Annotated in this window: 19 protein-coding genes; 1 reads left to right on the top strand and 18 read right to left on the bottom strand. The window is 39.7% G+C overall.

The window, feature by feature from the left end; all coding sequences use genetic code 11:
• Positions 1 to 30: 30 nt before the first annotated feature.
• From ELX58_RS02250 to ELX58_RS02190, 13 genes are all read right to left on the bottom strand, one after another.
• A complete protein-coding gene (locus ELX58_RS02250; RefSeq protein WP_133441549.1) occupies positions 31 to 2,634 on the bottom strand; it encodes an ATP-dependent Clp protease ATP-binding subunit in 2,604 nt (867 codons plus the stop codon).
• Between the two features lie 109 nt (positions 2,635 to 2,743).
• Complete coding sequence (locus ELX58_RS02245) at positions 2,744 to 3,547, bottom strand: Nif3-like dinuclear metal center hexameric protein (RefSeq protein WP_133441548.1); 804 nt, start codon at positions 3,545 to 3,547, stop codon at positions 2,744 to 2,746.
• Positions 3,548 to 4,240 carry a tRNA (adenine(22)-N(1))-methyltransferase gene (locus tag ELX58_RS02240; protein ID WP_133441547.1) on the bottom strand — a complete coding sequence of 231 codons (693 nt, stop codon included), beginning with the start codon at positions 4,238 to 4,240 and terminating at the stop codon, positions 3,548 to 3,550.
• A gap of 69 nt (positions 4,241 to 4,309) precedes the next feature.
• Complete coding sequence (gene rpoD, locus ELX58_RS02235; protein WP_133441546.1) at positions 4,310 to 5,419, bottom strand: RNA polymerase sigma factor RpoD; 1,110 nt, start codon at positions 5,417 to 5,419, stop codon at positions 4,310 to 4,312.
• Positions 5,412 to 7,250, bottom strand: coding sequence for a DNA primase (gene dnaG / locus ELX58_RS02230; protein ID WP_133441545.1), 1,839 nt, complete (start codon positions 7,248 to 7,250; stop codon positions 5,412 to 5,414). Before dnaG ends, rpoD begins: the two co-directional genes overlap by 8 nt.
• An 80-nt stretch (positions 7,251 to 7,330) precedes the next feature.
• Complete coding sequence (glyS, locus tag ELX58_RS02225) at positions 7,331 to 9,409, bottom strand: glycine--tRNA ligase subunit beta (protein ID WP_133441544.1); 2,079 nt, start codon at positions 9,407 to 9,409, stop codon at positions 7,331 to 7,333.
• 1 nt (position 9,410) lies between these two features.
• The gene (gene glyQ, locus ELX58_RS02220) at positions 9,411 to 10,355 is read right to left on the bottom strand and encodes a glycine--tRNA ligase subunit alpha (RefSeq protein ID WP_133441543.1); all 945 of its coding nucleotides are present in this window, start codon (positions 10,353 to 10,355) and stop codon (positions 9,411 to 9,413) included.
• Positions 10,356 to 10,662: 307 nt separating this feature from the next.
• Positions 10,663 to 11,424, bottom strand: a complete 762-nt coding sequence (gene recO / locus ELX58_RS02215) for a DNA repair protein RecO (protein ID WP_133441542.1) — start codon at positions 11,422 to 11,424, stop codon at positions 10,663 to 10,665.
• A gap of 18 nt (positions 11,425 to 11,442) precedes the next feature.
• The gene (gene era, locus ELX58_RS02210) at positions 11,443 to 12,351 is read right to left on the bottom strand and encodes a GTPase Era (protein ID WP_133441541.1); all 909 of its coding nucleotides are present in this window, start codon (positions 12,349 to 12,351) and stop codon (positions 11,443 to 11,445) included.
• Positions 12,352 to 12,372: 21 nt separating this feature from the next.
• Positions 12,373 to 12,765, bottom strand: a complete 393-nt coding sequence (locus ELX58_RS02205) for a diacylglycerol kinase family protein (RefSeq protein WP_133441540.1) — start codon at positions 12,763 to 12,765, stop codon at positions 12,373 to 12,375.
• Complete coding sequence (gene ybeY, locus ELX58_RS02200) at positions 12,749 to 13,237, bottom strand: rRNA maturation RNase YbeY (protein WP_133441539.1); 489 nt, start codon at positions 13,235 to 13,237, stop codon at positions 12,749 to 12,751. Before ybeY ends, ELX58_RS02205 begins: the two co-directional genes overlap by 17 nt.
• 11 nt (positions 13,238 to 13,248) lie before the next feature.
• Positions 13,249 to 14,217, bottom strand: a complete 969-nt coding sequence (locus ELX58_RS02195; RefSeq protein ID WP_133441538.1) for a PhoH family protein — start codon at positions 14,215 to 14,217, stop codon at positions 13,249 to 13,251.
• Positions 14,218 to 14,342: 125 nt separating this feature from the next.
• A complete protein-coding gene (locus ELX58_RS02190; protein ID WP_133441537.1) occupies positions 14,343 to 14,786 on the bottom strand; it encodes a GatB/YqeY domain-containing protein in 444 nt (147 codons plus the stop codon).
• Between the two features lie 202 nt (positions 14,787 to 14,988).
• Here ELX58_RS02190 and ELX58_RS02185 point away from each other — a divergent pair, with 202 nt between their 5' ends.
• Positions 14,989 to 15,792, top strand: coding sequence for a pyruvate, water dikinase regulatory protein (locus tag ELX58_RS02185; RefSeq protein ID WP_133441536.1), 804 nt, complete (start codon positions 14,989 to 14,991; stop codon positions 15,790 to 15,792).
• A gap of 36 nt (positions 15,793 to 15,828) precedes the next feature.
• On the opposite strand, the gene ELX58_RS02180 is transcribed toward ELX58_RS02185, so the two are convergent.
• From ELX58_RS02180 to aspS, 5 genes are all read right to left on the bottom strand, one after another.
• Entirely contained in the window at positions 15,829 to 17,055 is a 1,227-nt protein-coding gene (locus ELX58_RS02180; protein WP_133441535.1) for a CDP-glycerol glycerophosphotransferase family protein, read from the bottom strand.
• Between the two features lie 21 nt (positions 17,056 to 17,076).
• Positions 17,077 to 17,835 carry an ABC transporter permease gene (locus ELX58_RS02175; protein WP_418620992.1) on the bottom strand — a complete coding sequence of 253 codons (759 nt, stop codon included), beginning with the start codon at positions 17,833 to 17,835 and terminating at the stop codon, positions 17,077 to 17,079.
• Between the two features lie 52 nt (positions 17,836 to 17,887).
• Positions 17,888 to 18,973 (bottom strand): CDP-glycerol glycerophosphotransferase family protein, encoded by a 1,086-nt coding sequence (locus ELX58_RS02170; RefSeq protein WP_236747694.1) that lies wholly within the window; start codon positions 18,971 to 18,973, stop codon positions 17,888 to 17,890.
• A gap of 216 nt (positions 18,974 to 19,189) precedes the next feature.
• The gene (locus tag ELX58_RS02165) at positions 19,190 to 24,247 is read right to left on the bottom strand and encodes a bifunctional glycosyltransferase/CDP-glycerol:glycerophosphate glycerophosphotransferase (protein ID WP_162614595.1); all 5,058 of its coding nucleotides are present in this window, start codon (positions 24,245 to 24,247) and stop codon (positions 19,190 to 19,192) included.
• A 199-nt stretch (positions 24,248 to 24,446) separates the two neighbouring features.
• A complete protein-coding gene (gene aspS, locus ELX58_RS02160; RefSeq protein ID WP_133441531.1) occupies positions 24,447 to 26,240 on the bottom strand; it encodes an aspartate--tRNA ligase in 1,794 nt (597 codons plus the stop codon).
• Between the last annotated feature and the right edge of the window lie 20 nt (positions 26,241 to 26,260).

Here is a 26,260-nt window from a genome sequence, read left to right as displayed (position 1 = left end):
ATCGCTTTTTAAATTATTTTAAAGGTTTAATTATGCATTTACAGTCTCTTTAGCCGGCACGGCGTTAAAGGTTAAGTGATCATCCTTTAAGCCAACGATGATCTGCTGATGAGCCTTAGCCTTTTCAGCAATAATCATCTTAGCGATCGGCGTTTCGACGTAGTTGGTAATGAATCTCTGAAGTGGACGAGCACCATACTGTGGACTGTAACCACCCTTAGCAATCCATTTACGAGCGTCAGACTGAATATGAATACTCATGTCCTTAACTTCTAGACGAGCGTTAACTTCGTTAATTAACTTGATGACAATGTGTTCAATATTATCAAGAGTTAATGGCTTAAACATGATCTTTTCGTCAATTCGATTCAAGAATTCAGGCTTGAAACTACGCTTTAGAAGCATTTCGACTTCTTTCTTACACTTTGGTGTAATATTGCCTTTGTCATCAATGCCTTTGAGCAGTAAGTCTGAGCCTAAGTTAGACGTCATAATGATGATAGTGTTCTTAAAGTCAACCGTGTGGCCTTGACCGTCCGTTAAACGACCATCATCTAAAACCTGTAACAGGATATTGAAGACGGCTGGATTAGCCTTTTCAATTTCATCTAGTAAAACGATCGAGTATGGATGACGACGAACAGCTTCGGTCAACTGACCACCTTCCTGGTAACCAACGTAACCAGGTGCAGCACCAACTAAGCGTGATACCGAAGCTTTGGACATGTATTCAGACATATCGATTCGGACCATTTCACGATCAGAGTCAAACAGATTCTGAGCCAAAGCCTTAGCCAATTCAGTTTTACCAACTCCAGTGGGTCCTAAGAACAGGAACGACCCAAGTGGACGGGTTGGATCTTCCAAGCCGGCACGAGCACGCATTACGGCATTAGATACAGCTTGAACGGCCTGATCTTGACCAATTACTCGTTTATGCAAGTTTTCTGGTAAGTGAAGTAACTTTTCACGTTCACCAGTAACTAAACGAGTAACCGGAATCCCGGTTTCTTCACTGACAACCGATGCAATTTCGTTGGCGGTGACCGATTGACTTACTAACCAGTCTTTAGAGTGATCCTGGTTAGACATCTTCTTTAACGATTCTTCGATCTTTGGCATAGTTCCATGTTTTAAGACGGCAGCCTTGTTGTAATCGTAATTACTTTCAGCCTGCTTCAAATCGTTCTTAGCTTGACGTAATGCTTTCCGTTCTTTACCAACCCGGTCAATGACCTGGCGTTCGTCTTGCCAACGAGCGTTTAAGTTATTAACTTTTTCCTGCGTGTTGGCAATGATTGGCTTTAACTTCTTCAAACGCTTCTTAGAAGCATCATCGGTTTCACCTTCCAAGGCTTTACGTTCAACCTTTTCACGGAAAAGTTTACGGTTAGCCTGGTCTAACGAAGCCGGCTTCGAGTTCATCTGAACACTGATGGTGGCACAAGCTTCATCAACTAGGTCAATCGCCTTATCAGGTAAATAACGGTCAGTGATATAACGGTTTGACATCTTAGCGGCTGCGACGATGGCGTTATCATGAATTTTAACACCATGGTGAACTTCAAAACGTTCCTTTAAGCCACGAAGAATCGTAATGGTATCTTCAACTGAAGGTTCTTTGACCATTACCCGTTCGAAACGACGATCCAATGCCGGATCTTTTTCCATGTACTTATGGTAATCATCTAAAGTTGTGGCACCGATCAAATGCAATTCACCACGGGCTAACATTGGCTTCAAGATGTTACCGGCATCCATACCACCGGCACTGCTGCCAGCACCAACGATGGTATGAATTTCATCGATGAACATGATGATTTTACCCTTAGACTTACGAACAGCTTTCAAAACAGCCTTTAAACGACCTTCGAACTGGCCACGATATTTGGCACCGGCAACTAACGAACTCATATCTAATTCATAAAGTTCTTTATTCTTTAAGTTGTCTGGAACATCATTAACAGCCATTCGACGAGCTAAGCCTTCAACGATCGCAGTCTTACCAACACCAGGGTTACCTAAGAGTAATGGGTTATCTTTAGTCATTCGAGAAAGGATTCGAATTACGTTTAAGATTTCCTGATCACGACCGATGACCGGTGCTAATTTACCTTCACGAGCCATTTTAACTAAATCAACACCGTAACGTTTTAAGGCGTTGTAACCTTGTTCTTGGTTTTTAGAAACCACTTTTTCACCCCCGCGGATCTGCTTCATAATCTTTAATAGTTTGGCGTACGTTACACCTTGTTTTTTCAAATAATCAGTTAACGGATCATCAATCTTCATTAAAGCTAGCGCTAAAGTATCAATGGCAACGTATTCGTCACCTAACTTAGACTTGATCTGGCTAGCAGCTTGGAGTAACTTATACAGATTTTGCGAAATCGTTCGGCCATAAGCTACGCCACTGACAACCGGAATTTCATCCAGTCGTTTATCTAGGAATTGATCCAATCCGTTTAAATCAACGTTTAATTTGCTGTACATCTGACGAACCAGGTTACCCGGCTGAATTAAAAATTTAAATAGTTGAGTAACGCCGATTTGTTGCTGCTTACGGTTAACACAAATTTGTTGTGCTTGACCTAAAGCCTGTTCAACAGCATCTGTTAAATCGTCTGGATTCATATTTTTATCACCTGATTAAATTTTCGTTTACTTAGATATCGATCAATTAGTATATTAGCAAAAATTTAACCTTAAGTGAAATAGTTTGACCATTATTGACCAATTAATTTTAAATAAATGTAAATGGGTCCGTATTGACTTTAGATTCAACAACTTTCACGTTCCAGCCGTATTGATGATTCCATTGATCAAACAATTTAGCGAGGTGCGGAATACAGATGGCTTCGATATGATGACCTGGGTCAACGACCGATAAACCGTTGGCCAACATGTCATGTGCAGTATGGTAATAAACGTCCCCAGTCACGTACAACTGAGCCTTAGTGCGCAAGGCATCATGATAGAAGTCGTCACCGCTGCCACCTAAAATCGCAACCCGTTGGATCTTTCGGTCTGGGTGTAACGTAATCAGGCGTAAACCACTAACGTTAAAGTACTTCTTACACTTTTTAGCAAATCCCATTACCGAAATCGGCTGACTTAAATTACCGACTCGACCCATGTAATAGGAATGCTGATCATCATGGTACATTGGCACTAAGCCTTTTACATCATGGAGATGAATGCGTTTAGCCAACCAATCGTTCATCCCACCGTTAGCACTATCTAAATTACTGTGAGCCGCGTAGACCGTAATGTGATGTCGAATTATTTGGGCATACATTTCATTTTGTGGAACCGATAAATCTAAATTGTGAGCTGGATGAAACATCACTGGATGGTGAGCAAAAATAAAGTCAACGTGCTTTTTAATAGCTTCATCTACCGTTCGGGGACGAACGTCCAACGTCGTCATAATCTTATGAACCGGTGCATCTAAGGAACCAATCTGTAAGCCGATTGGATCACCCTTAACGGCAATTTTCGCTGGTGCAAACTTCAAAAATCGATTAACTAAATCACGAACACGCATTTATAAGACCTCCTTGATCAACTGGCAACGGTGCTGAATCGCTTTAATTCGTTTTAGCGGTGGCTTTGATGATCGATTCATTTGTTTAATTACGAATTCCAAATGGCGGCGTTCATCATGCCACTTTTTAATAAAAACGGGACTCTTCTGCTTTAATAAGAACGGCCCAAAGAATAACTGTTGATGATTATACTTAAATGACTGGGTCGTCCATTTAGCAACCATAATTTCGTAAATCTCATGATGATCGTCAACGATCGTTTCGTGGATCAATTGATAATGATGCATCATTAGCCACTTTCGTAAAATGTAAGCATCAACGTTCGGTTGCAGAATCAATAAGGGATGATTAGCTAACTTAGCCTGACCTTGATCCAGAATATCTTTGATCAATTCACCGCCCATCCCAGAAATCGTGATGACGTTAACGTGATCAGATAACGTAATGGCGTGTAGGCCGTTAGCTAACCTCGGCGTTAACATCTTTTCTAAACCGGTTGACTTAATCTCATTCACCATGTTGGTATATGGGCCTTTAGCAACTTCACTAGCGATCCCGTGCTGAATAACGTGGTGAATCGCTAGGTATGCTGGTAAATATGCGTGATCGGAGCCCACGTCTAAAAGTCGGCACCCGTTTGGTACGTATTTAGCGATCGTTGCCAACCGCTTTGACAATTGTTTACTATCCAAATCTCTTACCTCACAAACGAAAAGGGAAGCAAATTAATGCTTCCCTTCCTTTTTCTAATTTATTTCTAATTATAAGAAGTCTCGTAACTGTTTACTACGGGACGGATGACGTAACTTGCGTAAAGCTTTGGCTTCGATTTGACGAATTCGTTCACGAGTGACACCAAAGACTTTCCCAACTTCTTCTAAAGTTCGGGTACGGCCATCATCTAAACCGAAACGAAGACGTAAGACGTTTTCTTCACGGTCGGTCAAAGTATCCAAGACTTCACCTAACTGTTCTTTCAACAGTTCGTATGAAGCGTGGTCTGCTGGACTGGTAGCATCCTTATCCTTGATGAAGTCACCCAAGTGAGAGTCATCTTCTTCACCAATTGGGGCTTCCAAGGAAACTGGTTCCTGAGAAATCTTTAGAATGTTACGGACTTTAGATGTTGGCATGTTCATTTCAGCACCAATTTCGCCAGGTGTTGGGTTACGGCCCAAGTCTTGTAACTGTTGACGCTGAATTCGAATTAACTTGTTGATAGTTTCAACCATGTGAACAGGAATTCGAATCGTACGAGCTTGATCGGCGATAGCACGGGTGATGGCTTGGCGAATCCACCAAGTAGCGTAAGTTGAGAATTTGAAACCTTTACGATAATCAAATTTTTCAACGGCTTTCATCAGACCCATGTTACCTTCTTGAATCAAGTCCAAGAATGACATGCCACGGCCAACGTAACGCTTAGCAATTGATACCACTAAACGAAGGTTAGCTTCGGCTAACTTTTGTTTGGCCTTTTTATCACCTTTTTCGATCTGCAGAGCAAGCATAACTTCTTGATCAGCAGTTAAAAGTGATACACGACCAATTTCCTTTAAGTACATTCGAACCGGATCATTAATCTTAATCCCGGTCGGTGCCTTTGATGAATGCTTTAATTCTTTTTTGGTAACCTTACGTGAAGCCTTTAAAGCTCGCGGATCAGGGTTACCCTTTTCATCAACGATACTGATTCCGGAATCTTCAACCTTTTCGATTAACTTATCTAATTGTTTAGTGGTCAACTTAAATGGCAATGCGATACTATCACTTAAGATATTGTAAGTGATATGGCCAACATTTTTGTATTTTCGAATTAAAGTCCGAACGGACTGTTTAAATTCTTTCTTGTTAGCTGACTTTCTAGCCATTCTTAAGCCCCCTGAGTTTACGAATAATTTCAATAACTTTCTGCGTATCTTGCTGCTCACGCGTGGTATCACCACGGCTTGCAGCATCTTGTAGATCTTGTTTGACCTTTTTTAGCTTCTTTTTGAGAGGAGCCATCATTATTATTTTAACACAATCTTGAATTCCTGAATTATTAATCTGTTTCGATAAGTCCAATGAATTAATTTGTTTTGCCAACGGCGTTAAGTTTGCCCGATCAGCAAACTGCTCAAATCCATGAGGATCATATTGATTTTTATGCAGTCGTAAATAGCCTTCAGCTACTTCATATAGCATCTGATACTTTAAATCAAAGAATTTAAAGCCACTTCGACTGGTTACTTCGAGCCAGATATTGTGGTCAAACAGCATTCTTTTCAGTAAGATCTGCTCAGCCAGTTCTTCCCTGGCCGCTGGCTTCGGTAACTCCGTAACTTGAGTCTGCGGAGCTCGACCAACCGAAGATTGATGATGGACATGCTGATATTGATTTAATTTCTGATAATATCGAACCAGATTTGCAATCTGGCCTTGCAGATCCTGGACCTTAACATGAAAAGTATGAGCCAGACCATTTAAATAAACGTCTCGGTTTACGGATGATCTAACTTGAGCAATCACTCTTAGAGCATCCTTCAAATAAGCCAACTGGTCATGTTGATTATTTAAGTTTCGGCCACGCTTTAAGAACCGAAGTCGGAACGTTGTCGGTGTTTCCTGAGCGCTGTGGACATAATGGTAAAATTGTTTTTCACCATATTTTTGACGGTACTCATCAGGATCAATTCCATTCGGCATCTGAATGACACCAACCTGAAGCCTCGTTGGCATCAGGATGTTAACGGCTCGATTGATCGCCTTTTGACCAGGTTCATCACCATCGTAGCAGACCAACACTTTTCGGCTAATCGCTTCGATATCCTTGATTTGATTACCCGTCAAACTGGTCCCCATCGATGCAATCCCGTTTTTGACACCCGATTGATAAGCCGACATTACATCCATATAACCTTCAAACAAAATTACAGTGTGAACTTTCTTTACGGTCGCTTTCGCCTTATCAAGGTTAAAGATGACGTCTCGTTTATGAAAGATGGGTGTTTCAGGACTATTCAGATACTTAGCTGGACTCGCCTTTTTATTCAATACTCGTCCAGAAAATGCAATCGTTTGACCATTTTGATTCCGAATCGGGTACATAACTCGATTAAAGAATCGGTCACGCATTTCACCGTTCTGTCGTTGAATAAATAATCCGGACTTTTGTATAATCGTTGGGCTTAATTGCTGACCCGCGAAAAGGGTTTTCAGTAACGGTTGCTGCGGAGCAAAGCCCAAATTATAAGCATTAATGGTGTCATCAGTTAAGCCACGGCGATGAAGATAATCTAGAGCTGGCTGACCCGCTTCGGTATCGATCAAAATATGATGGTATAGTTGAGCCACCTTATCGTACATCTTAATTAACGTTAACTTAAATTTATTAACGGGTCGTTTTGGTCGACGCTGTAAATATCGACCTGATAAATTAATGCCTTCATCTTTGGCAACCGCTGTTACCGACTGTGGAAACGACATATTCTTCATTTCCATTAAGAAATCAAAGACGTTGCCACCACGGCCACAACTGAAGCAGTGAAAAATCTGACGCTGAGGTGATACACAAAAACTGGGTGTTTGGTCTTCATGAAATGGACAATGAGCAAATAAATTCTTGCCGGAACGGCTTAAATGAACGTACTTACCCACAATATCTTCAATTTTAGCTTGTGATCGAACCTTATCAATCACGTCGTTTGGAATCATTGCCATATCAACACTCCATACTCTACATAAAAAGTCGCACTGAAACCGGTGCGACTCATCATATCATAATTACGATAACTTATCAGTTATTTAACGACTAATTTATCCAAGTTACCAAGATGTAAAATCATTCGAGAAATAATGGTTAACTGCTTCAAACGATTAGTCTTTAATGACTTATCCTTAGCCATAACCATTGTCTTATCGAAGTACTGATTAATAGCATCTTTTAAGCTGGTTAAACGCTTATAAGCATCAGCCGGCTTTAACTTCAGATAACCAGGAGTAATCTTGGCAACCGCCTGATTCAACTGTTTTTCAGTATCGTTCTTGAATAATCCAGAATCTACTTTGATGGCACCGTTAAACTTGGCTTTCTTAGAAATCCGTAAGACACGGGTTAAGGAGTCAATGGCGTCTTTAAATCCAGATTGTTCCTTAGCTTGATTCAAGACTTTAGCGGTATCCATAATGAATAATAAATCATCACTAGTTCCGCCAGTAACGGCATCGATAACGTCGTAACGAACCTTATCAGCCTGAAGAACCTTAACAATTCGATCATTCATGAACTTCAAGATGTTCTTGGTCTGAGCAACTTGATCCAGATGGTTTGGAATTACGGAAGCTTGATCTTCATCAGCAACGATCTGTTTAATGAAGGCATGTAATGGTAAGTGCCAACGACGAGCCTGGATAATTCGAACCATCCCGTTAGCCTGACGACGTAATGCGTATGGATCACGAGAACCACTTGGGATCATACCCGCAGCAAAGAAGGTCATAATACTATCGATCTTATCAGCAAATGATAATACGGAGCCTTCTGGAGACTGTGGTAATTTACCAGTGGAAGACGTTGGCATGTACTGTTCACCGATGGCTTGGGCAACATGCTTATTTTCATGTTTACGTAGAGCATATTCATAGCCCATAACACCCTGTAATTCAGGGAATTCGTTGACCATCTTGGTTTCTAGATCGAACTTATAGATTTGACTAGCACGCTTGACGTCTTTTAATTGAGTGGCATTTAAGCCAACCTGTTTACCTAAACGTTGAGCGATGACCTGAACACGCTGCATCTTTTCGTACATCGTCGAGATCTTGTCGTGGAAACTAACCTTCTTCAAACGGTTAACGAAGTAATCGATCGAATGGGTCATGTCAAAGTGGTAGAAGAAGATCGCATCATCTAAACGAGCGGTAAGAACACGTTCGTTACCCTTGATGACGTTTTCTAAGTAATCAGTCCCACCGTTTCGAACCGATACAAAGTGGTTCAATAAGTGACCCTGATGATCTTCAACCGAGAAGTAACGTTGGTTATCACGCATGGATATAATCAGAACTTCTGGAGGCATCTTTAAGTATTCTTTCTTAAAGTCACCAGAGAAAGCGGTTGGCCATTCAACCAAATTAGTTACTCGTTCCATTAACTTTGGGTCAGGAACGATTTTCCAGCCGTGCTTCTTTTCTAAAGCGGCAAATTGATCCTTAATCCGCTGCTTACGGTCCTTTTCATCAACCATGACGTACTGGTCATATAACGGTTTAACGTAATGATTGGCGTCCTTTAAAGTGATTTCTTTACCTAAGAATGGGTGACCATAAGTCTTCCGACCGGTTTTAATGTCTAAGATCTGGAACGGAATAACTTTATCATCTAATAAGGCAACTAAAGTATGAATTGGTCGAATGAACCGGAAGTTATAGATGTTCCAACGCATCATGTCTGGGAACGTCATTCCAGTGATGACCTGCTTCATACCTGTTAAAATCTTAGATACGGGCTGACCTTGAATATGTTTTTCGATAAATACGTAAGGAACACCTTTAACATCCTTAAAGGTAATGTCCTTAACGGAAGCACCCTGACCTTTAGAAAAGCCAATCGCAGCTTTGGTCCAGTTACCGTTAGCGTCCTGGGCGATCTTCTTGGAAGGCCCTTTAACGGACTTGTTAACGTCAGGTTGCTTATCAGCTAAGCCGGTAATCCGGATTGCCATGTGACGTGGTGAATAGTATGGTGTAATCTTATCAAAACTAATGTGCTTTGATTTCAGATATTTACCCGCACGACGAACTAACTGTTTAGCACTGGAAGTTGCTAGCTGGGACGGGACTTCTTCTAAACCGATTTCAAGTAAAAACGTATGTTTCATTTTACTTATCCCCCTTGTTGTTCTTCAGCGGATCTTTTTTACCAAAGATTTTACGACGAACTTTCGGGTCTTTAATCAACGGGAAGCCGAGTTGCTTACGTGCTTTAATGAATGCGGATGCTACGGCATGTGCGAGTCGACGGATCCTGTGTAAGTAACCGGCACGCTGAGTAACTGATACGGTGCCTCGAGCATCCAATAAATTAAAGGTATGACTGCACTTTAAGATGTAGTCATAAGCGGGATGAACTAAACCTAAATTAATTTGAGTCCAAGCTTCTTTTTCACAGTCATCAAAACGCTTTAAAAGCATCTGCTGATTACTGGTTTCAAAAGCGTACTTAGAGTGTTCGTATTCGGGTTCCTTAAAGATATCACCATAACTGACACCATAGCCCCAGTCTAAGTCGTAGACACTGTTGACATTTTGAATGTACATTGCCAAACGTTCTAAGCCATAGGTAACTTCGGAAGCAACCGGGTGCATCTGGTGTTCACCGACTTCTTGGAAGTACGTAAATTGGGTAACTTCCATGCCATCGAGCCAGACTTCCCAGCCGACACCGGCACAACCCATTGACGGGTTAGACCAGTTATCTTCCATGAAACGGATATCATGTTCCTTAGGATCAATTCCTAAAGCCTTTAAACTACCAATGTATAACTTCTGGATATTCTTCGGAGCGGGCTTCATTAATACCTGGAACTGATGATGCTGGTATAAACGGTTCGGGTTCTTACCATAACGACCATCGGCCGGACGACGTGAAGGTTCAACATAAGCAACCTTCCACGGTTCTGGCCCTAAGGCACGTAAGAACGTGAACGGGTTCATGGTTCCGGCACCTTTTTCAACATCGTAAGCCTGCATCAATAAACAGCCTTTGGATGTCCAATACTTTAGCAAGGTAAAAATAATCTCTTGCAACGACAATTTCTTTTTCATTGGTGTATCCTCCTTAAAAAAGAAACTTGGCATAAAAAAAGCCTATGCAAAGTTCAAAACGACTTTACATAGGGACGATTCTTTTTCGCGGTTCCACCCTACTTCTAGTTAATTAAAACTAGCACTTGATTTATAAAATAAAATCTCTCAAATAAAATCGGTTCAAAAAGCGCCAAAGTTAAATTTAATCTCGATCAGCTCTCATCATCCTGATCTCGCTTTAAACGATTAGATTTAGCCATCTTTTCTCACTACCGATAACAGTAATTTCAATTTAATAGTAAGTTAACTGGTGATTTTTGTCAAACTAGAGCTTAAACCGCTGCATCTGATCTAAAAAGCGCTTGCTCTTCAATCGCAAACCTACGGAGTTATCATATATATCGTCTAATTGGCGACGTAACTGCTGTTTAGTTCGTTTACTAACGTTGATCCGACCGATTTTTTTCAACGGGACCTTTGATAATACCCGAAGATAATAAACTGTTTTGGAATCCAGATGCGAGCGATGCGGATCATGATCCCAGTGATGAATACATAGTAAGCCACCGTATTTATCCGAATAATCCATTGGTAAGTCGTGACGACCGCAAATTACACAGCCCTTTAAATCTGGTGCAACTCCAAAGACCGACAATAATTGAATTTCAAAGATATTAGTAATAATTTCCGGGTCCAAGCCATCGTTAATCAATTTCAGGCCGTAATATAATTTATCAAACCATTTCACGGCCGGATGACTATCAGGAAATGCGGCGTCGATTAAACCCATAATATACGTGGCGTAGGCATTCAGATTGATATTATTAATGATGTTCAGGTAGTGATGCGTTGATTCGGCAGACTTCAAATAAGACAGACCGTGATAGGCGATACTTCCGGTATACACACCATACGTGAATGGTAAAATGTCAGCCTTCATTTTAAAACGGCTGCGAGTCGCACCCCTGACTAAAAACATTTTTTTACCGCATTCAGCAGTAAAAAATTTAATTAGCATCCCGTGTTCACCATAATATTTACGATAAAGTAAAATTCCGTGAAAAGTAAGTTGCCGACGGATGCTCATCAGATCACCTGAATTAACTTAATAGTCACTACGCTTATAGCCTAACTGGTTAAGGATTGACTTGTTATCTCGCCAGTGTGGGTAAACCTTAACCCATAACTTCAAATAGACACCCGTACCGAGTAATCGTTCAATATCTTGACGGGCTAACGTCCCGATCTTCTTCAGCATCGAACCACGGCGGCCGATAATAATGCCCTTTTGTCCAGGACGTTCAACGATAATTAAAGCTCTGATCAATAATTTATTACCAACTTTTGAGTTCATGCTCTGGACTTGAACTGCAACCGAATAAGGAATTTCCTGACGGGTTAACTCAAAGATTTTTTCACGGATCAATTCGGAAACGATAAACCGTTCTGGATGGTCAGTAACCTGGTCACTTGGATAATATTGTGGGCCCTTCGGTAAGTGTTTCTTTAAATCATCCAATAGTTCATCAACATTGTTACCCTGGAGAGCAGAAATCGGGAAAACATCCGTCCAATTCATGGCGTTCTTGTATGAATCCATAATTGGTAACAACTTATTTGGATTAACCTGATCAATCTTGTTAATGACTAAATAAACGGGAACTTTAACCTGTTTTAACTGCTTGATAATAAAGTTATCACCGGCACCACGTGGTTGAAGCGCGTTAATCATAAATAAGATCCCGTCGACACCCTTAAGTGCTGACATCGCTGAATCTTCCATGAAGTCACTAAGTTTATTCTTGGGCTTCAAAACTCCAGGCGTATCAACAAAAACAATCTGATGACCTTTGTCCGTATAAACACCCTGGATTTTATTACGAGTCGTTTGTGGCTTATCCGTCATGATAGCAACCTTTTGACCGATCATTCGATTTAATAACGTTGATTTACCAACGTTTGGCCGACCAATAATTGCGATAAATCCAGATTTATAGTTAGGATCTAATTTCATTTATAATTTCCTCTCGATAATTTATACCAATCTTAATAAAACGGGTATGAAAACAATGCAACCAATGATTGCCGCAAAAAAAGAAGTAACTAGCACACAACCAGCAGCAATGTCCTTGATGTGTTTAGCACGCAGGTTATAGTGATGACCGACTTCTAGATCAACCATGTTTTCAACAACCGTGTTAACGCCCTCCATAACGAGAACGGCGAAGATTGCGACCAGTAACCAGGACCAATCTTCTAAGCTCACATGTAGAATCAGGCCAATGACTACCACCGTCATTGCCGCACACGTATGGAAACGAAAGTTACGTTCCTCTTTAAACAGGTCAATAATGCCATCCCAGGCATGACCTAATGACTGACAAAAATTCTTATTCTTTGTTATTTGATGATCATTTTGTGAGGCCATAGCTATCCAGGATCTTTCTCTGCAACGGGAACATTACCTTTTGGTCTTCAGGCTTAATATGATCATAGCCGTTTAGATGTAAAAAGCCATGAACGACTAAGTAGCCTAGTTCACGAGCTTTTGAATGCTGAAGAAATTCAGCTTGTTCGGCAACCTTATCAATCGAGATAAAGATGTCACCTAAATTCTTGGGTAATTCGGCTTTCATTTCAGGCGTTAACTTTAACGGAAAATCCTTACCGGACGAATTAGATTCGTTGATTGGAAAGCTAATCACATCGGTTGCCCGGTTGACCCCTCGATACTTTTTATTCATCCGCTGCATCTGGGCGTTATCCATGATCGTAACGGACATTTCAGTATTATCCTTTAATTTTAAGACCTTGCCAGCATGCTGGAGAAGGCCCCGAATTAAATCAATATCTTTCTGTGGTACGTTTTCTTTAGTTCGTTTGTATATTTCTAAATCCATAAAATTCCTCGTTACTTATGATATTTTTCGTATGCATTGATAATTCTGGCGACGATTGGATGTCTGACTACATCCTGTGAAGTAAATTGAACGAAATGAATCCCCTTAACGTTCTTTAAAATAGTCCTAGCTTGAACTAGGCCACTTTCTTTACTCTTAGGTAGATCAATTTGCGATATATCACCATTGACAATCATTTTAGACCCAAAACCTAAACGAGTTAAGAACATTTTCATCTGAGCGTTCGTGGTGTTTTGCGCTTCATCTAGAATTACAAATGACGAGTTTAAAGTTCGACCACGCATATAAGCTAACGGTGCAATTTCGATAATTCCACGGTCCATTAACCGACGGGTATGATCAGCACCGATAACTGAAAACAATGCATCGTAAATCGGTCGAAGATATGGGTCAATCTTTTCTTTTAAGTCACCAGGCAAATAACCAAGACTTTCACCAGCTTCAACAGCTGGACGGGTTACAACGATTTTATCAACCTTACCAGTCTTGAGTTCGTTAACGGCCATAACGACGGCTAGATAGGTCTTACCAGTACCGGCAGGCCCGATCCCAAACGTAATGTCATTATTTTTAACGGCCTGAACATATTCACGCTGGCCAAAATTTTTGACCCTAACGGGATGACCCTTATGATCATGGATCAGGACTTTATTATATAAGCCTTCAAAATAATCTAGAGTATCACCCTTTGCCATCTTCATTGCACTAATGAAGTCGCTACTATGCAAAGTAATCCCCTTATGAATAAGGTTCAGCATATGCTTAAAGATGGCTAGGACTAAACTTGTATCACGAGTATTTTTACCAGCAACTTTAATGGTAGTTCCCCGTAAATTGATCGAAACGTCCATCCCATCTTCTAAAAGTGACGCGAATTTATCACGAACGCCCAATAATTTAGGCGCATCGTTCAAATCTTCTAAAGTAAATTTTTTAACTGATCCAGCGCTTTCTGCCAATCTTACAATGACCCTTTCATTAATAATTTATGCTTATGTTAGCATAATCCGATAATTTTATGAACTATATCTATTTATGTATCAAAGTACTTCATAGAAGAAGTTCTTTGATGAAGATTTTTTAATTACTTAAGTAACTGACGAACCATCTTATTAATTACGGTACCATTAGCACGGCCTTTAGCCTTACCCATAACGGTTCCCATAACTTTACCAAAGTCTTTCATGCTGGTGGCATGGACCTGCTTAATGGTGTCACTGACCAACTTTTTAACCTGGTCAGAAGTTAACGGCTTTGGAGCATATTTCATAAGAGCTTTTAAGTAGGTTTCTTGTTCCTTAACTAAATCAGCACGCTTACCCTTTTTGAAGGCATCGATTGATTCCTTATGCTGCTTAACTTCGTGCATGACAACGGCAGTTTCGTCTTTTGGTGTCAAGTCACGACCTAAGGCAATCTTCTTATTGGTTAAATCAGTCTTTAACTGACGGATAACTGATAAAGAAGAATTGTCTCGAGCCTTCATAGCTTTGATCATATCTTTAGTTAACGTTTCATTTAAACTCATAAACGTTACTCCCCTGTAAGTTTAATTTAAAAACGCCCCTGAGAGTTGCAACAGAGACGTTTGAATATGTCTAAACGAATTTAAATTTATAAATAGTTTCCTTATAATTATACAAAACATCTGAATTTAGGTCAATTACGACGCAATGACACCCGTCACAAATATCGCTATAATATAAATAACACGTAAGGAAATGATATTAATGTCAGAACTAAATCTATTTGTTATTTCAGATTCCAGTGGTGGCACAGCTTTAAGAGTCGCCAAAACTGCCATTTCTCAATTCAAAGATATCAAAGTTAATTATCAACGGTTCCCATTCATTACGACCGAATCTTTACTGAACGGAATCTTAAAATTGGCAATCCAGAAAAGCGCCATGATTTTTTATACCTTGGTCAGTCCAAAGTTAAATGACATGATTAATGACGTTGCTAAATGCCGTCACTTATATACATTCGATTGCTTGCACGCACCGGTAACCATGATTAGCCAGAAGTTAAACGTTAAGCCTGTTATGAAGACCGGGATGATCCACCAATTAAACCATAACTACTTCGACCGAATTGCCGCAATGGAATTCGCCGTTGCCAACGATGATGGTAAGGATCCACAGGATTTGGATAAAGCTGACATCGTGATCTTAGGTGTTTCCAGAACGTCGAAGACCCCGTTATCACTCTATCTTGCCAATAAAAAGTTAAAGGTCGCTAACGTTCCGATCGGTCCAAAGACTCAGTTACCAAAACAGATTTGGAATGTCGACAAGAACCGTATCTTTGGTTTAACCAATTCAATTAAGATCTTACAGCGAATCCGAAGTGCTCGAACCGTTGCCTATGGATTAGGCCCTAACACGCCATACTCGGATCCTAAGCAAATTAAAAAGGAATTGGACTACGCCATTCAGCTTTACCGAAAAATCGGCTGCTTAATCATTAACGTTGCTGATAAGTCAATCGAAGAAACGGCAACCATTATTATGGAAAGCCTTGGCATTAATTAATTGAATTTAAAGCAATAATAAAAAAGTTGGTAAATACTATTTACCAACTTTTTTTAGTAATTGAACCACTTTTTCTGACGAATCAGCGGATTCCCATGTACAGTACTTATGCCGGAATTGTTTCATCTTTTCAGCATACTCTGGGAAGCCGTGATGTTTAGTATACACATCTAGATCTTTATATAACTGATCCGCAGTCGTTGCTAACGGTCCTGGAATATCCTTTTGATAATCGAAGTAGAAGCCGCGTAACGTATTTCGATAATGCGCTAAATCATAGCTAAAGAATAGCATTGGTCGATTAAGGTTAGCATAATCAAACATTACGGATGAGTAATCCGTAATCAGTAAATCACTGATTAGATATAACTTGCTAATGTCAACGTCGCGCATGACCTTAACGCGATCCTTAAACTTACCAACGTCAATCTTGCTCTTGATCAAGTAATGCGGTCGAATAATCAAAATCGTGTCTTTAGGAACGTGCTTGAAAAATTCCTTTAAACTGAATTTCAATTCAAAACGGTACGCACCACGGGTAATGTAGTCATCGTCCCGCCAAGTCGGTGCATACGTAATTACATGAACATCAGAACGACCCAGTAATGATTTCTTTAATCGCTTAATAACTTCCGGTCGATCATCACGATATAAAACGTCATTTCGCGGATAGCCAATCTTTAGGAACCGGTTCTTAAAAGCAAATGCACTCTTGAAGATTTTTTCTGAGTATAGGTTTGGTGCGATTAAATAGTCCCAGCGCTGAGTTTCCTTCTTAAAATGCTTTTTATAGCGTTTGGTACTGGTCCCTGGCATTTCAACTTGTTTCATATCCAGGCCTAACTTCTTAAGGGGCGTCCCATGCCACGTTTGAATATATACAGTTCCCTTATTCTTGCGCCACCAAGTTGGCATCCTAGAATTAAAAATCCAGAACTGAGCTCGAGCGGTACAGTAAATCCACTTGGGCATAAACCGCTTCAAGAGATGAACGTTCGGGTACTTTTCATGTAATTCCTTATACATCCCCGGTTTAACCCCAAAGTAAGCCCGATCACGAGTTGATGGATCATCATGGACCAGTTGCTTATAAATTGCGGCAGGATTATCACTGACGTCTTTCCCGTTAAAACTTTCAAAGAGATAATAATTCTTCTTAACAGGTAAGCAAATAAGCCCATCGTTTAAAACGATGAGCCCATTCCGAATTATTATTTTAATTAACTTGATTAAACGATAAATAATTCGATGTGTAAAATTCATTACGAACGAGACTTCCTTAAATTAGATCAAATCAACAAACCGAGCACGGAACTTGTAATGCAAGTGTGATCCAACTAGCAGGAAGAACAATACCATCAACCAGAAGACGATCGTTAAAATCGGTCGCTGCCAGAACCAGTATTGTGAGAACATCGAATCACGGAAGCCTGAAATGACGTAGAAGAATGGATTTAACTGTAAAATTCTAGCAAATGGTGCTGGAAAGGCATTCGTTTCAAAATTAAATAGAACTCCGGACATGTAAAATAGAACACGCATTACTGATTGTAAGAAGATTCGGTAATCACGAATCAGGACGGTAATGGTTGAATTAAAGATCCCAAATGCTACTAGCCACATGATCATAGCGAAGAAGTAGTAGAACCACTGGAGCCAATAAATCGTCGGCATTAAGCCACCACGGAAGTACGCGATCACGATTGAGAAAGCCAGCATGGTCCAGAACGAACTTAAATTACTGATTAATTTAATAGTTGGTAAAACGCTGACTGGGAACTTCATTTTGGAGACCATGCCAACCTGCTGGTAGATACTCTTACTAGCTTGGTTGGTTACACTATTCATATAGAACCACGGCGTAATGCCGATAACCATCCAGGTCAGGTAATCAACACCCGTTGAAGTTCCTTTTTTTAGGCCAATCCCAAAGACTAGCCAGTAAATACCAATCTGAATTAGTGGATATAGATATTCCCAAACTAACCCTAGATAATGACTTTGATAATCCGACATGTCCTGGTATTTGGAAATCCTGAACATAATTCCTAAATTACCCAGTTGTTCCTTAATCAACACTCCGATGTCTTTCAAATCAATTCCTTCTTCTCAATGGTTCTATATAATGATGAATAAATCTATCAGATGCATGGCCATCGTTATACGTATTCCAGCGTAAATTAAAGGCCTTAAGATTTGTCTTCTTATTTTGTTTAATGACTCTCGCCAAATCTTTCACGTTCTCGACCGGCGAATCCGGTAACCAATTCAAGAAATTAGGCTGGCAACCTGGCATTTTCTGGTACTTTGCTAGATCATACATGAAAAAGATCAGTGAATGAGCCCGTGGCAATAAACTATAGTCGAACGCTACTGACGAATAATCCGTGATCAAAGTATTGGTAATCGTCAATAACTTAGCGGTCGACGCGTTATTTAGATAATACAACCTTGATGAAAAGCCAATTTCTTGTTCAATCCAGGAAAATTGATCTCGTAACGCGGGATGAAGTCTAACAATGACGATCGCCTTTGGATCACTCGTTAATGACTTTACCAACCCAATCGGTGGATTATACTTAACGCCCTTTCGATATGTCGGGGCGTATAAAATAATCCGGCGCCCTCTAAACTGTGGATATCGCTTTAGAACTTGTCTTCGCGATCGTTCAATCCATTTTCGATTAAAAAAGATATCCGAACGTGGATAACCTAATAACCGAATCCGCGAGAACGGGATATGATAATCATTAACAAATACCTGTCCCATCGCTTTTGATGCAACGACATAATTATCAAAATGATTATATACGGATTGGTACCGATGTTGATCGCTACGACTTTGATGAGCTGTGTCAGGATCACCCCAGCCAAACTCTTTAACGGCACCGTCAGCATGCCACAATTGAATCACCTTGACGTTTTTAGGTAACTTTAAGCCGCCCAAAAACGGATAGTAATTATCACAAATAATCAATCTTGCACTCAAGATAATTGGCAGTAGCTTAAAAACAAAACGCAAGCCATCTTTAAAACAGATTGCTCGGATGCGTCTTCTATGTAACGCCAAAATAGCTCTTTGGTGCGGATTGATCCTGGTGTAAAAAACAATTAAGTGGTGACCTTCTGGCATCGCTTTTGCAATCTTATAGATCAGGTTCATATTATTGTCAAAACTCATAATATAAACAACGTTTTTTCGATCTTTATGAAAATGCAAAAGCGAGATGACTTTAACGAGCCATAGGTACAGGCTTTTTATCAAAGAAATTTTTATCACCAACTCATTTTAATATTATACCATTTACGCATAATAAGTTGAAAGTCCAGATCGATCATGGGCAAAAAACGGGGCCTGATCATAAAATGATTAGGTCCCGTTTTTAATCTTAATTTATTACTTATTAACCGGCTTTAAATCATCAAGGTTAACCCATACTTGATACGACTGGTCTGGATCTTCGATCAGAACAAATTTCATTCCAATCAATTCATTAAAGGATGCTGACTGTAACTGCATGCCCTTAATAACTTTAAAGGTATGGTCATCATTGTCGTAATTCTTGTAGAAGTTAACTTCGAACCGCTTTCGAAAATCTTTATCAGGCAACCACATTGCGGCACCATCTTTAACCTTGACTTGACTAGGTAAGCCAAACGGCTTCTTGGTGAAGTAATGTTGGTGAACATTGTCCCCCGTAAATAACTGATGGACAACTCTGGCCGTGGCTTTACCGTCCATCCACTTATTGAACTTAGCAGAGAATTGACGGTATTTATCGCTCATGTGCCAGTGACCTTCTAAAATTGGGTCCAATTTCTGAATTACTTGATCAGTCGTCGTAACAATTGGACCTGGAGCAATCTTACGGAAGTCAAAGTAGAAACCACGGGTGCTCTTAGCATAGTTATCAAAATCATAATCAAAGAAGATGATCGGTCGCTTCAGAATTGCATAGTCGAACATGACGGATGAATAATCAGTGATCAAAACGTCACTGATCAAGTATAAATCAGCGATATCCTGATAATCACTAACGTTAATTGCAATGTCCTTATACTTGGATAAATCCAAGTGATTCGAAATCATGTAATGGGTTCGAACTAATACAACCACTTTGTTGCCATAATGCTTCTTAAATTTGGATAAATCTAAATGTAAGTGAGCAACGAATTCATCACTTTTTACGAATTCATCATCACGCCAGGTTGGTGCATAAAGAATAACCTTTTTATGCGGATTGATACCTAAACGCTTCTTAATCTTCTTAACGTAGTCTGGACTAGCGTTAACTAAGATATCGTTTCGTGGGTATCCCGTTAGCATTAATTGAGAAGTATCTTCTCTAAATGCTCGTGGCATAATCTTTTCAGAATACATATTAGGAATTAATAAGTAATTCCAGCGGATATTATCCTGATAGACCTGCTGATGATACTTAGCAACGTTATTACCAGGCATGGTAACCAGGTTAACATCACTACCGATCGTCTTTAACGGCGTTCCGTGCCAAGTCTGTAAGACAATCGTATTTCTCGGCACGATCCAACGGAATGGACGACGCGCATTAGTAATCCAGTATTTAGCCTGAGCCTGTTTAAACATTCCTCGATAACTAAATCGGACGACATATGGAATGTGATGCTTCTTAAAGAACGGTACGTCTTCAGGATTAACGTTCCAGTATAATTTATACTTCGGATAATGCTTCTTAATGTATAGATAGATTGCCTTTGGATTATCTGAATACTTAGTACCAAAGAAACTTTCAAACATAATGATGTTACGCTTTGGCAAAACCTGACCCAGATAATTCAGTAAGAATGACTGGAAATCTTCGATCTGGAACCAATGCCAGAACTTATTGAAGATCACATGACGATCCGGTGCTTGATCTAATTGACTATCCTTGGTGTTTAAAACGGTATTAACTACCTGTTGGGTAGCATTGCCCTTGCGACCAAATTGAGCAAATCTATCATAGAAGTGGATCAATTTATCATGATATTGATCTTTAACTTGATCCAGATTCTTAATTGCATGAATCAAACTATTTTCGTTCATAACGATTGGACCGGGCATACTTTCGTCATAGTTTAGATAAGTTCCACGGTTCCGGTCATCCAAGTACATCTTCTTATCATAAGGATAGAAGATCATCGGCCGCTTTAAGTAGGCATAATCAAACATTACTGACGAATAATCCGTGATCATGACATCACTGATTAAATACAGATCATTAATATCAGGATAATCACTGACGTCATAAACAAAGCCTGGATTATCAAAGAAGCTGTCCGAATGAGCAACAAAGTAATGCAGACGAACCAAGAAAACGTATTTATCGCCTAATTCACGCTGCAAACGATCTAAATCCAACGTGAAGTTAAAGGCCATGTTCTTACGGTACGTTGGAGCGTATAGAATAACCTTTTTATCAAGCGGAATGTTTAACCGTTTCTTAATGGCGTTAATATACGTCTTGTTATCATGAGTTATTAACGTATCATTTCTTGGAAAACCAGATTCAATTACCTTCTGATGATAATCGAAAGCCTGGGAAGCGGTTCGTTTCATGTAATTGGAAGGAACCACCATATAATCCCAGCGGCGGTTTCGACGGGCAAAATTGTCCTGAATCTTTCGGGTTGCGTTCTTAAAATGAGGCTCATCAAAGCCCATGTGTTTTAAGAACGTTCCGTGAAGAGTTTCAACCTCAATTTGGCCGGCTCGTTTAAAGTACTGGTCAGGGAAATTAGCGTTCTGAACTAAATACTTGGCGGTAGCTAAGTAATACCAATACTTTAACGAGAAGACCCGAACTCGCTTGGCGTTTCCATCAATCGGTGTCAAGCGGTTCTTAAAGAACCAAACGGTATTCATCTTTGGGAAATGTTTTCGAATATACTCATACATTGACCGCTCATTACTACTGAACTGACTGGCCCAATAGGAATCAAAGACGATGGTGTTCCGTTTGATCGGTAACATTCTCATGAGTGGATAAATCAACGTGTAAGCAAGGGCTCGATAACTTCTGGAACTATCTAGGCCAACCCACGGTTGCTTGATCTTAATTCGGAATGAACCGTTATCACTCCGGATTACCTGGTACGTAACCTGATCCCTGGTATTCATGGATAACGTTTTTGGCGTGTCCATGTTTAAGGATGGAGCTAACGTTAAGCCAGTCTTCACAACGTGGTTACGATCGGCTGGTAGATACACCATAAAATGATATTTACCTTGAAGAACCCGGAGCTGCTTTAAATTACGGGTTAATAATGGGATCGTGAAAATCATCTGACGACCGTTAAATTTGACCTGGTGCCTCTTAATCGTTAATACATAACGATTCTTTAATGACTTATTGACTAGCACGATCTTAGCGTGGTTATATTGATATTCATGTTCGTGATACGGCATCCCAAGCGTACTAATAACCCGCAAATTACGACCATTCACTAATGAATACTTATTAACCTTAAATTGAGCAAATCGATAAGCAACGTTAATCGCGTTTCGGTCAAGATATGAAACTAGAACTTCTTTTTGATCATTGACTGACTTCAGATCAAAATTATGATCCGTATTAAATAAATACGGAACTTCTTTATTGGTTTTATTATGAATTAATAATAATTGATAACGCTTCTGAGCGTACTTTAACGGCCATTTACTCAAATCGAATTTAATGTAAACCTGGTCATTATCGTTAATTACCTGGCCAGAAAGACGGTGGTAAGCATCAAAAACGATGGTTGGCGTAATATAATCATTGTTCAATTGAGCATCAAAATATAATGCCCCGTCTTTAATTTGAGGATTACTAATTCGATTAATTTCGTTATTCTGTTTCATGGCTTGCTTTGAACGAGCCTTAAACACTAACTGCCAGTTAGTGTTAAAGTCATCGGTAAACTTAAACTGATGACCTGAAATTGGGTTAAATAATGCTTTTGAAGCTTTACTTGGTGCACAGATATAGTCGTTGACCCAGAACTTATTATCAAGAACGTCATGGACTTCAATTAACCAATTCCCAGAGCCCAAGGCCTTAATCGCTTTCTGATAGTTAAATTTAAACTTGTATCGTGAATTAGTCCACATCGTAGCTGGATGAAGAACTCGTTTATAGGATGCGGTTCGCTTACGTAAGAAGTGAATTGGGTAAACCTTATGGTTATCAACGTTGACTAACTTAGCCGAAATATCTTCATTCCGATTTTGATCGCTGAACGGTTTCTTAAACAACCGAACGTTCCTGATTCGGAACATCCCTTTACCAGAGATGGTGTGCTTATCTTCATCCACCGTCAATCCGGTAAAACGCTGGGTAGTTGGTAACGTCCCGGCACTGTAATTAATGTGGGAGTTAACCGATGAATCGTCTTCAGAAATTTCAAATTTATAATGGTGTGAAAACTTGGTTGGCTTTAAGTAACCAATATCCTTATTCTTTACGTATGTAAACTTCTTAAGAAGTTCAAAGTTAGCGGTTTTAACTGCGTAATACATGATTTGATCTTTGATTGGTAATTTCTTCATGTAAGGTGATGTCCATAAATGCCAATCTCGCATAAATTTATAGATCATTTCCTGAGCTTTATAGATATAATCTTCCTGAGAATCACCAATGTTTTCTAGAAAGATATGGATATCTAAGCCCATGACCTTCTTACGAAAATCCACCATTAAGCTATCAGAATCTTTATAGCCAGCTTTGACCAACATCTGTCGGCAAATCTTCAATGAATTGATTCGGCTCTTAAAGTTAGATAATGCGCTGCGACTCTGCGTGATTGACTGCGGACGCCAACGCCAATAGTAAACAACATCTTTAATTAATGACGTTCGCTTGGAATGCAGATGGACATCTAAGGTAAACGGCAAATCTTCATATAAGATATGAGGAATAAAACGAATGTTATTTTTAACTAAAAAGCTTCGTAAATAGACCTTGTTCCAGGTCGTGGTGTCATATAAAAGACTGTGGGTCTTGTCTAACGTAGTGTTAATTTTAGTGTCTTTAACAGCAAATTTATGTAGATAGGAACCGTGGCAACGTAAATTATCAAAACGTTTAACGAAGCCAACGACAACTTGAGAATCATGGACTTCAGCAGTATACATTAAGTCTGTATATGCATTTGGTGGAACGATATCATCACCATCAACAAACGCAATGTACTTACCGGATGCATGGTCCATCCCATAGTTTCGGGCTAAACTCACACCACCATTGGTTTTATGTAAGGCCTTAATATATGGATATTTATTAGAATATTCATCAACAATTTTAGGTGTCCCATCGGTTGATCCATCATCAACTAACAGGATTTCTAAATTTTCTTTTGGGAAAATCGTTTTATTTAATGAATCTAAACAATCTTTTAAATAGTGTTCGATATTATAGCAAGTAACAATAACACTTAAATCAATTTGTTTCTTCATAAAATTCCGCTCCATTTATCGATACTTAACACGTATTCTCTGATACATTAATGAAATAACGCATCATTTTATATTTTAAAATTAACTCGTTCAATTTTAAATGGATTGGATATAATTTTTCAATTAAAAACAAAAAACTAGGTTATAAATAAATTTATAACCTAGTTAAGAAAATTAATATTAAATTTCAAAAAATGATTTACTTATCGAAATGAATTCCGTGTTTAGCAAGATCAACCTTGATGTGGGCATCTTCTAATTGACCCTTAGTTACTGGACGCGGAGCACCGGTTAACGGTTCGGAAGCCTTTGAATTCTTAGGGAATGCAATGACGTTTCGAATGTTAGGTGCCTGTGCCAATAATCTAGCAAAACGATCTAAGCCGATTGCTAAACCACCATGCGGCGGGAAGCCATAGTGTAATGCACGTAAGAAGTAACCAAAACGCTTCTTAGCACGTTCAGTCGTAAAACCTAAGGCATGGAACATCTTCATCTGTAATCCTGGTGTATGGATACGGATGGATCCACCACCTAATTCTAAACCGTTCAAGATAATGTCATAACTTTGGGCATGAGCCTTATACGGATCTTCGCCCTTGTTTAAGTAATGAGCATCTTCGTAGTTAGGCATCGTGAATGGATGATGGGCTGGAACCCAGCGTTTAATACCATCATCGTATTCAAATAATGGCCAGTCAGTGATCCATAAGTAGTTAAAGACGTTCTTTGGTACCATGCCTAATTCAGCGGCGATCTTTTCACGAACGGCACCTAATGAACCAGCAACTACCTTTGGCGTATCAGCAACAAATAGTAATAAGTCACCAGGGTTAGCACCCATCCGCTTAGTAATGGCATCGTAGTCCTGCTTGAAGAACTTAGCGATTGGACCTCTGAAGCTACCATCAGTAACTTTCATCCATGCTAAGCCTTTAGCACCAAAACGTTTAATATAACTAGCGAAGCGGTCAACATCTTTACGGGAATAATGCTTAGCACCGTTTGGAACCGCAATTCCTTTAACTTGACCGTTGTCACTGTTTAAGACGTTAGCAAAGATCTTGAAGCTGGTACCCTTCATGATGTCAGAGACATCCTTTAATTCCATCTTGTAACGGGTATCAGGTTGGTCAGTACCAAAACGATCCATGGATTCCTGCCAGGTTAAACGTGGGAACGGAGTCTTAATGTTGATGCCCAAGGTTTCTTTCATTACTCGAGCGATCATCTGTTCAGTTAAGGACTGAATCTGGAAACGGTTCAAGAATGAAGTTTCCATATCGATCTGGGTAAATTCAGGCTGACGGTCACCACGTAAATCTTCATCACGGAAGCAACGGGCCAACTGGTAAACACGGTCAAAGCCGGCACCCATTAACATTTGCTTAAACTGCTGTGGTGATTGTGGTAATGCGTAGAAGGAACCTGGGTGAACACGGCTTGGTACCAAGTAATCACGAGCACCTTCTGGACTAGAGATCGTTAAATCAGGTGTTTCAACATCAATAAAGCCATGATCATTAAAGAAACTACGGACGGATTTAGCAATCTGGTTACGGATTAACATCCCACGTAATACAGGACGACGACGTAAATCTAAGTAACGGTACTTTAGACGTAATTCCATAGAAGCATTGATGTGATCCTTGATTTCGAACGGTGTAGTATCAGCCTTGTTGAAGACCACGATCTTGGTAACGTGAACTTCAACCTTACCCGTCTTCATATCAGGATTAACTTCTTTTGGCTTACGGGCAACAACTTTACCAGTAACACCAATAACGTATTCGCTACGTAGATCTTGAGCAATCTTTAAGGCGTCTTCGTCGATCTGCTTACTAAATACTAATTGAACAACACCTTCACGGTCACGTAAGTCAACGAAGACTAACTTACCTAAGCTTCGCTGATACTGGACCCATCCAGTAATAGTAACTTCATGACCTAGATACTTTTCAGTAACTAAGCCTGCATATGTGGTACGTTTCATATCTGTGAACTCCTTCTGAT

It is taken from the genome of Acetilactobacillus jinshanensis (genome assembly GCF_004359375.1).
GTDB classification, from domain to species: Bacteria; Bacillota; Bacilli; order Lactobacillales; family Lactobacillaceae; genus Acetilactobacillus; species Acetilactobacillus jinshanensis.
This window is presented reverse-complemented; position numbering and strand designations above follow the sequence as displayed.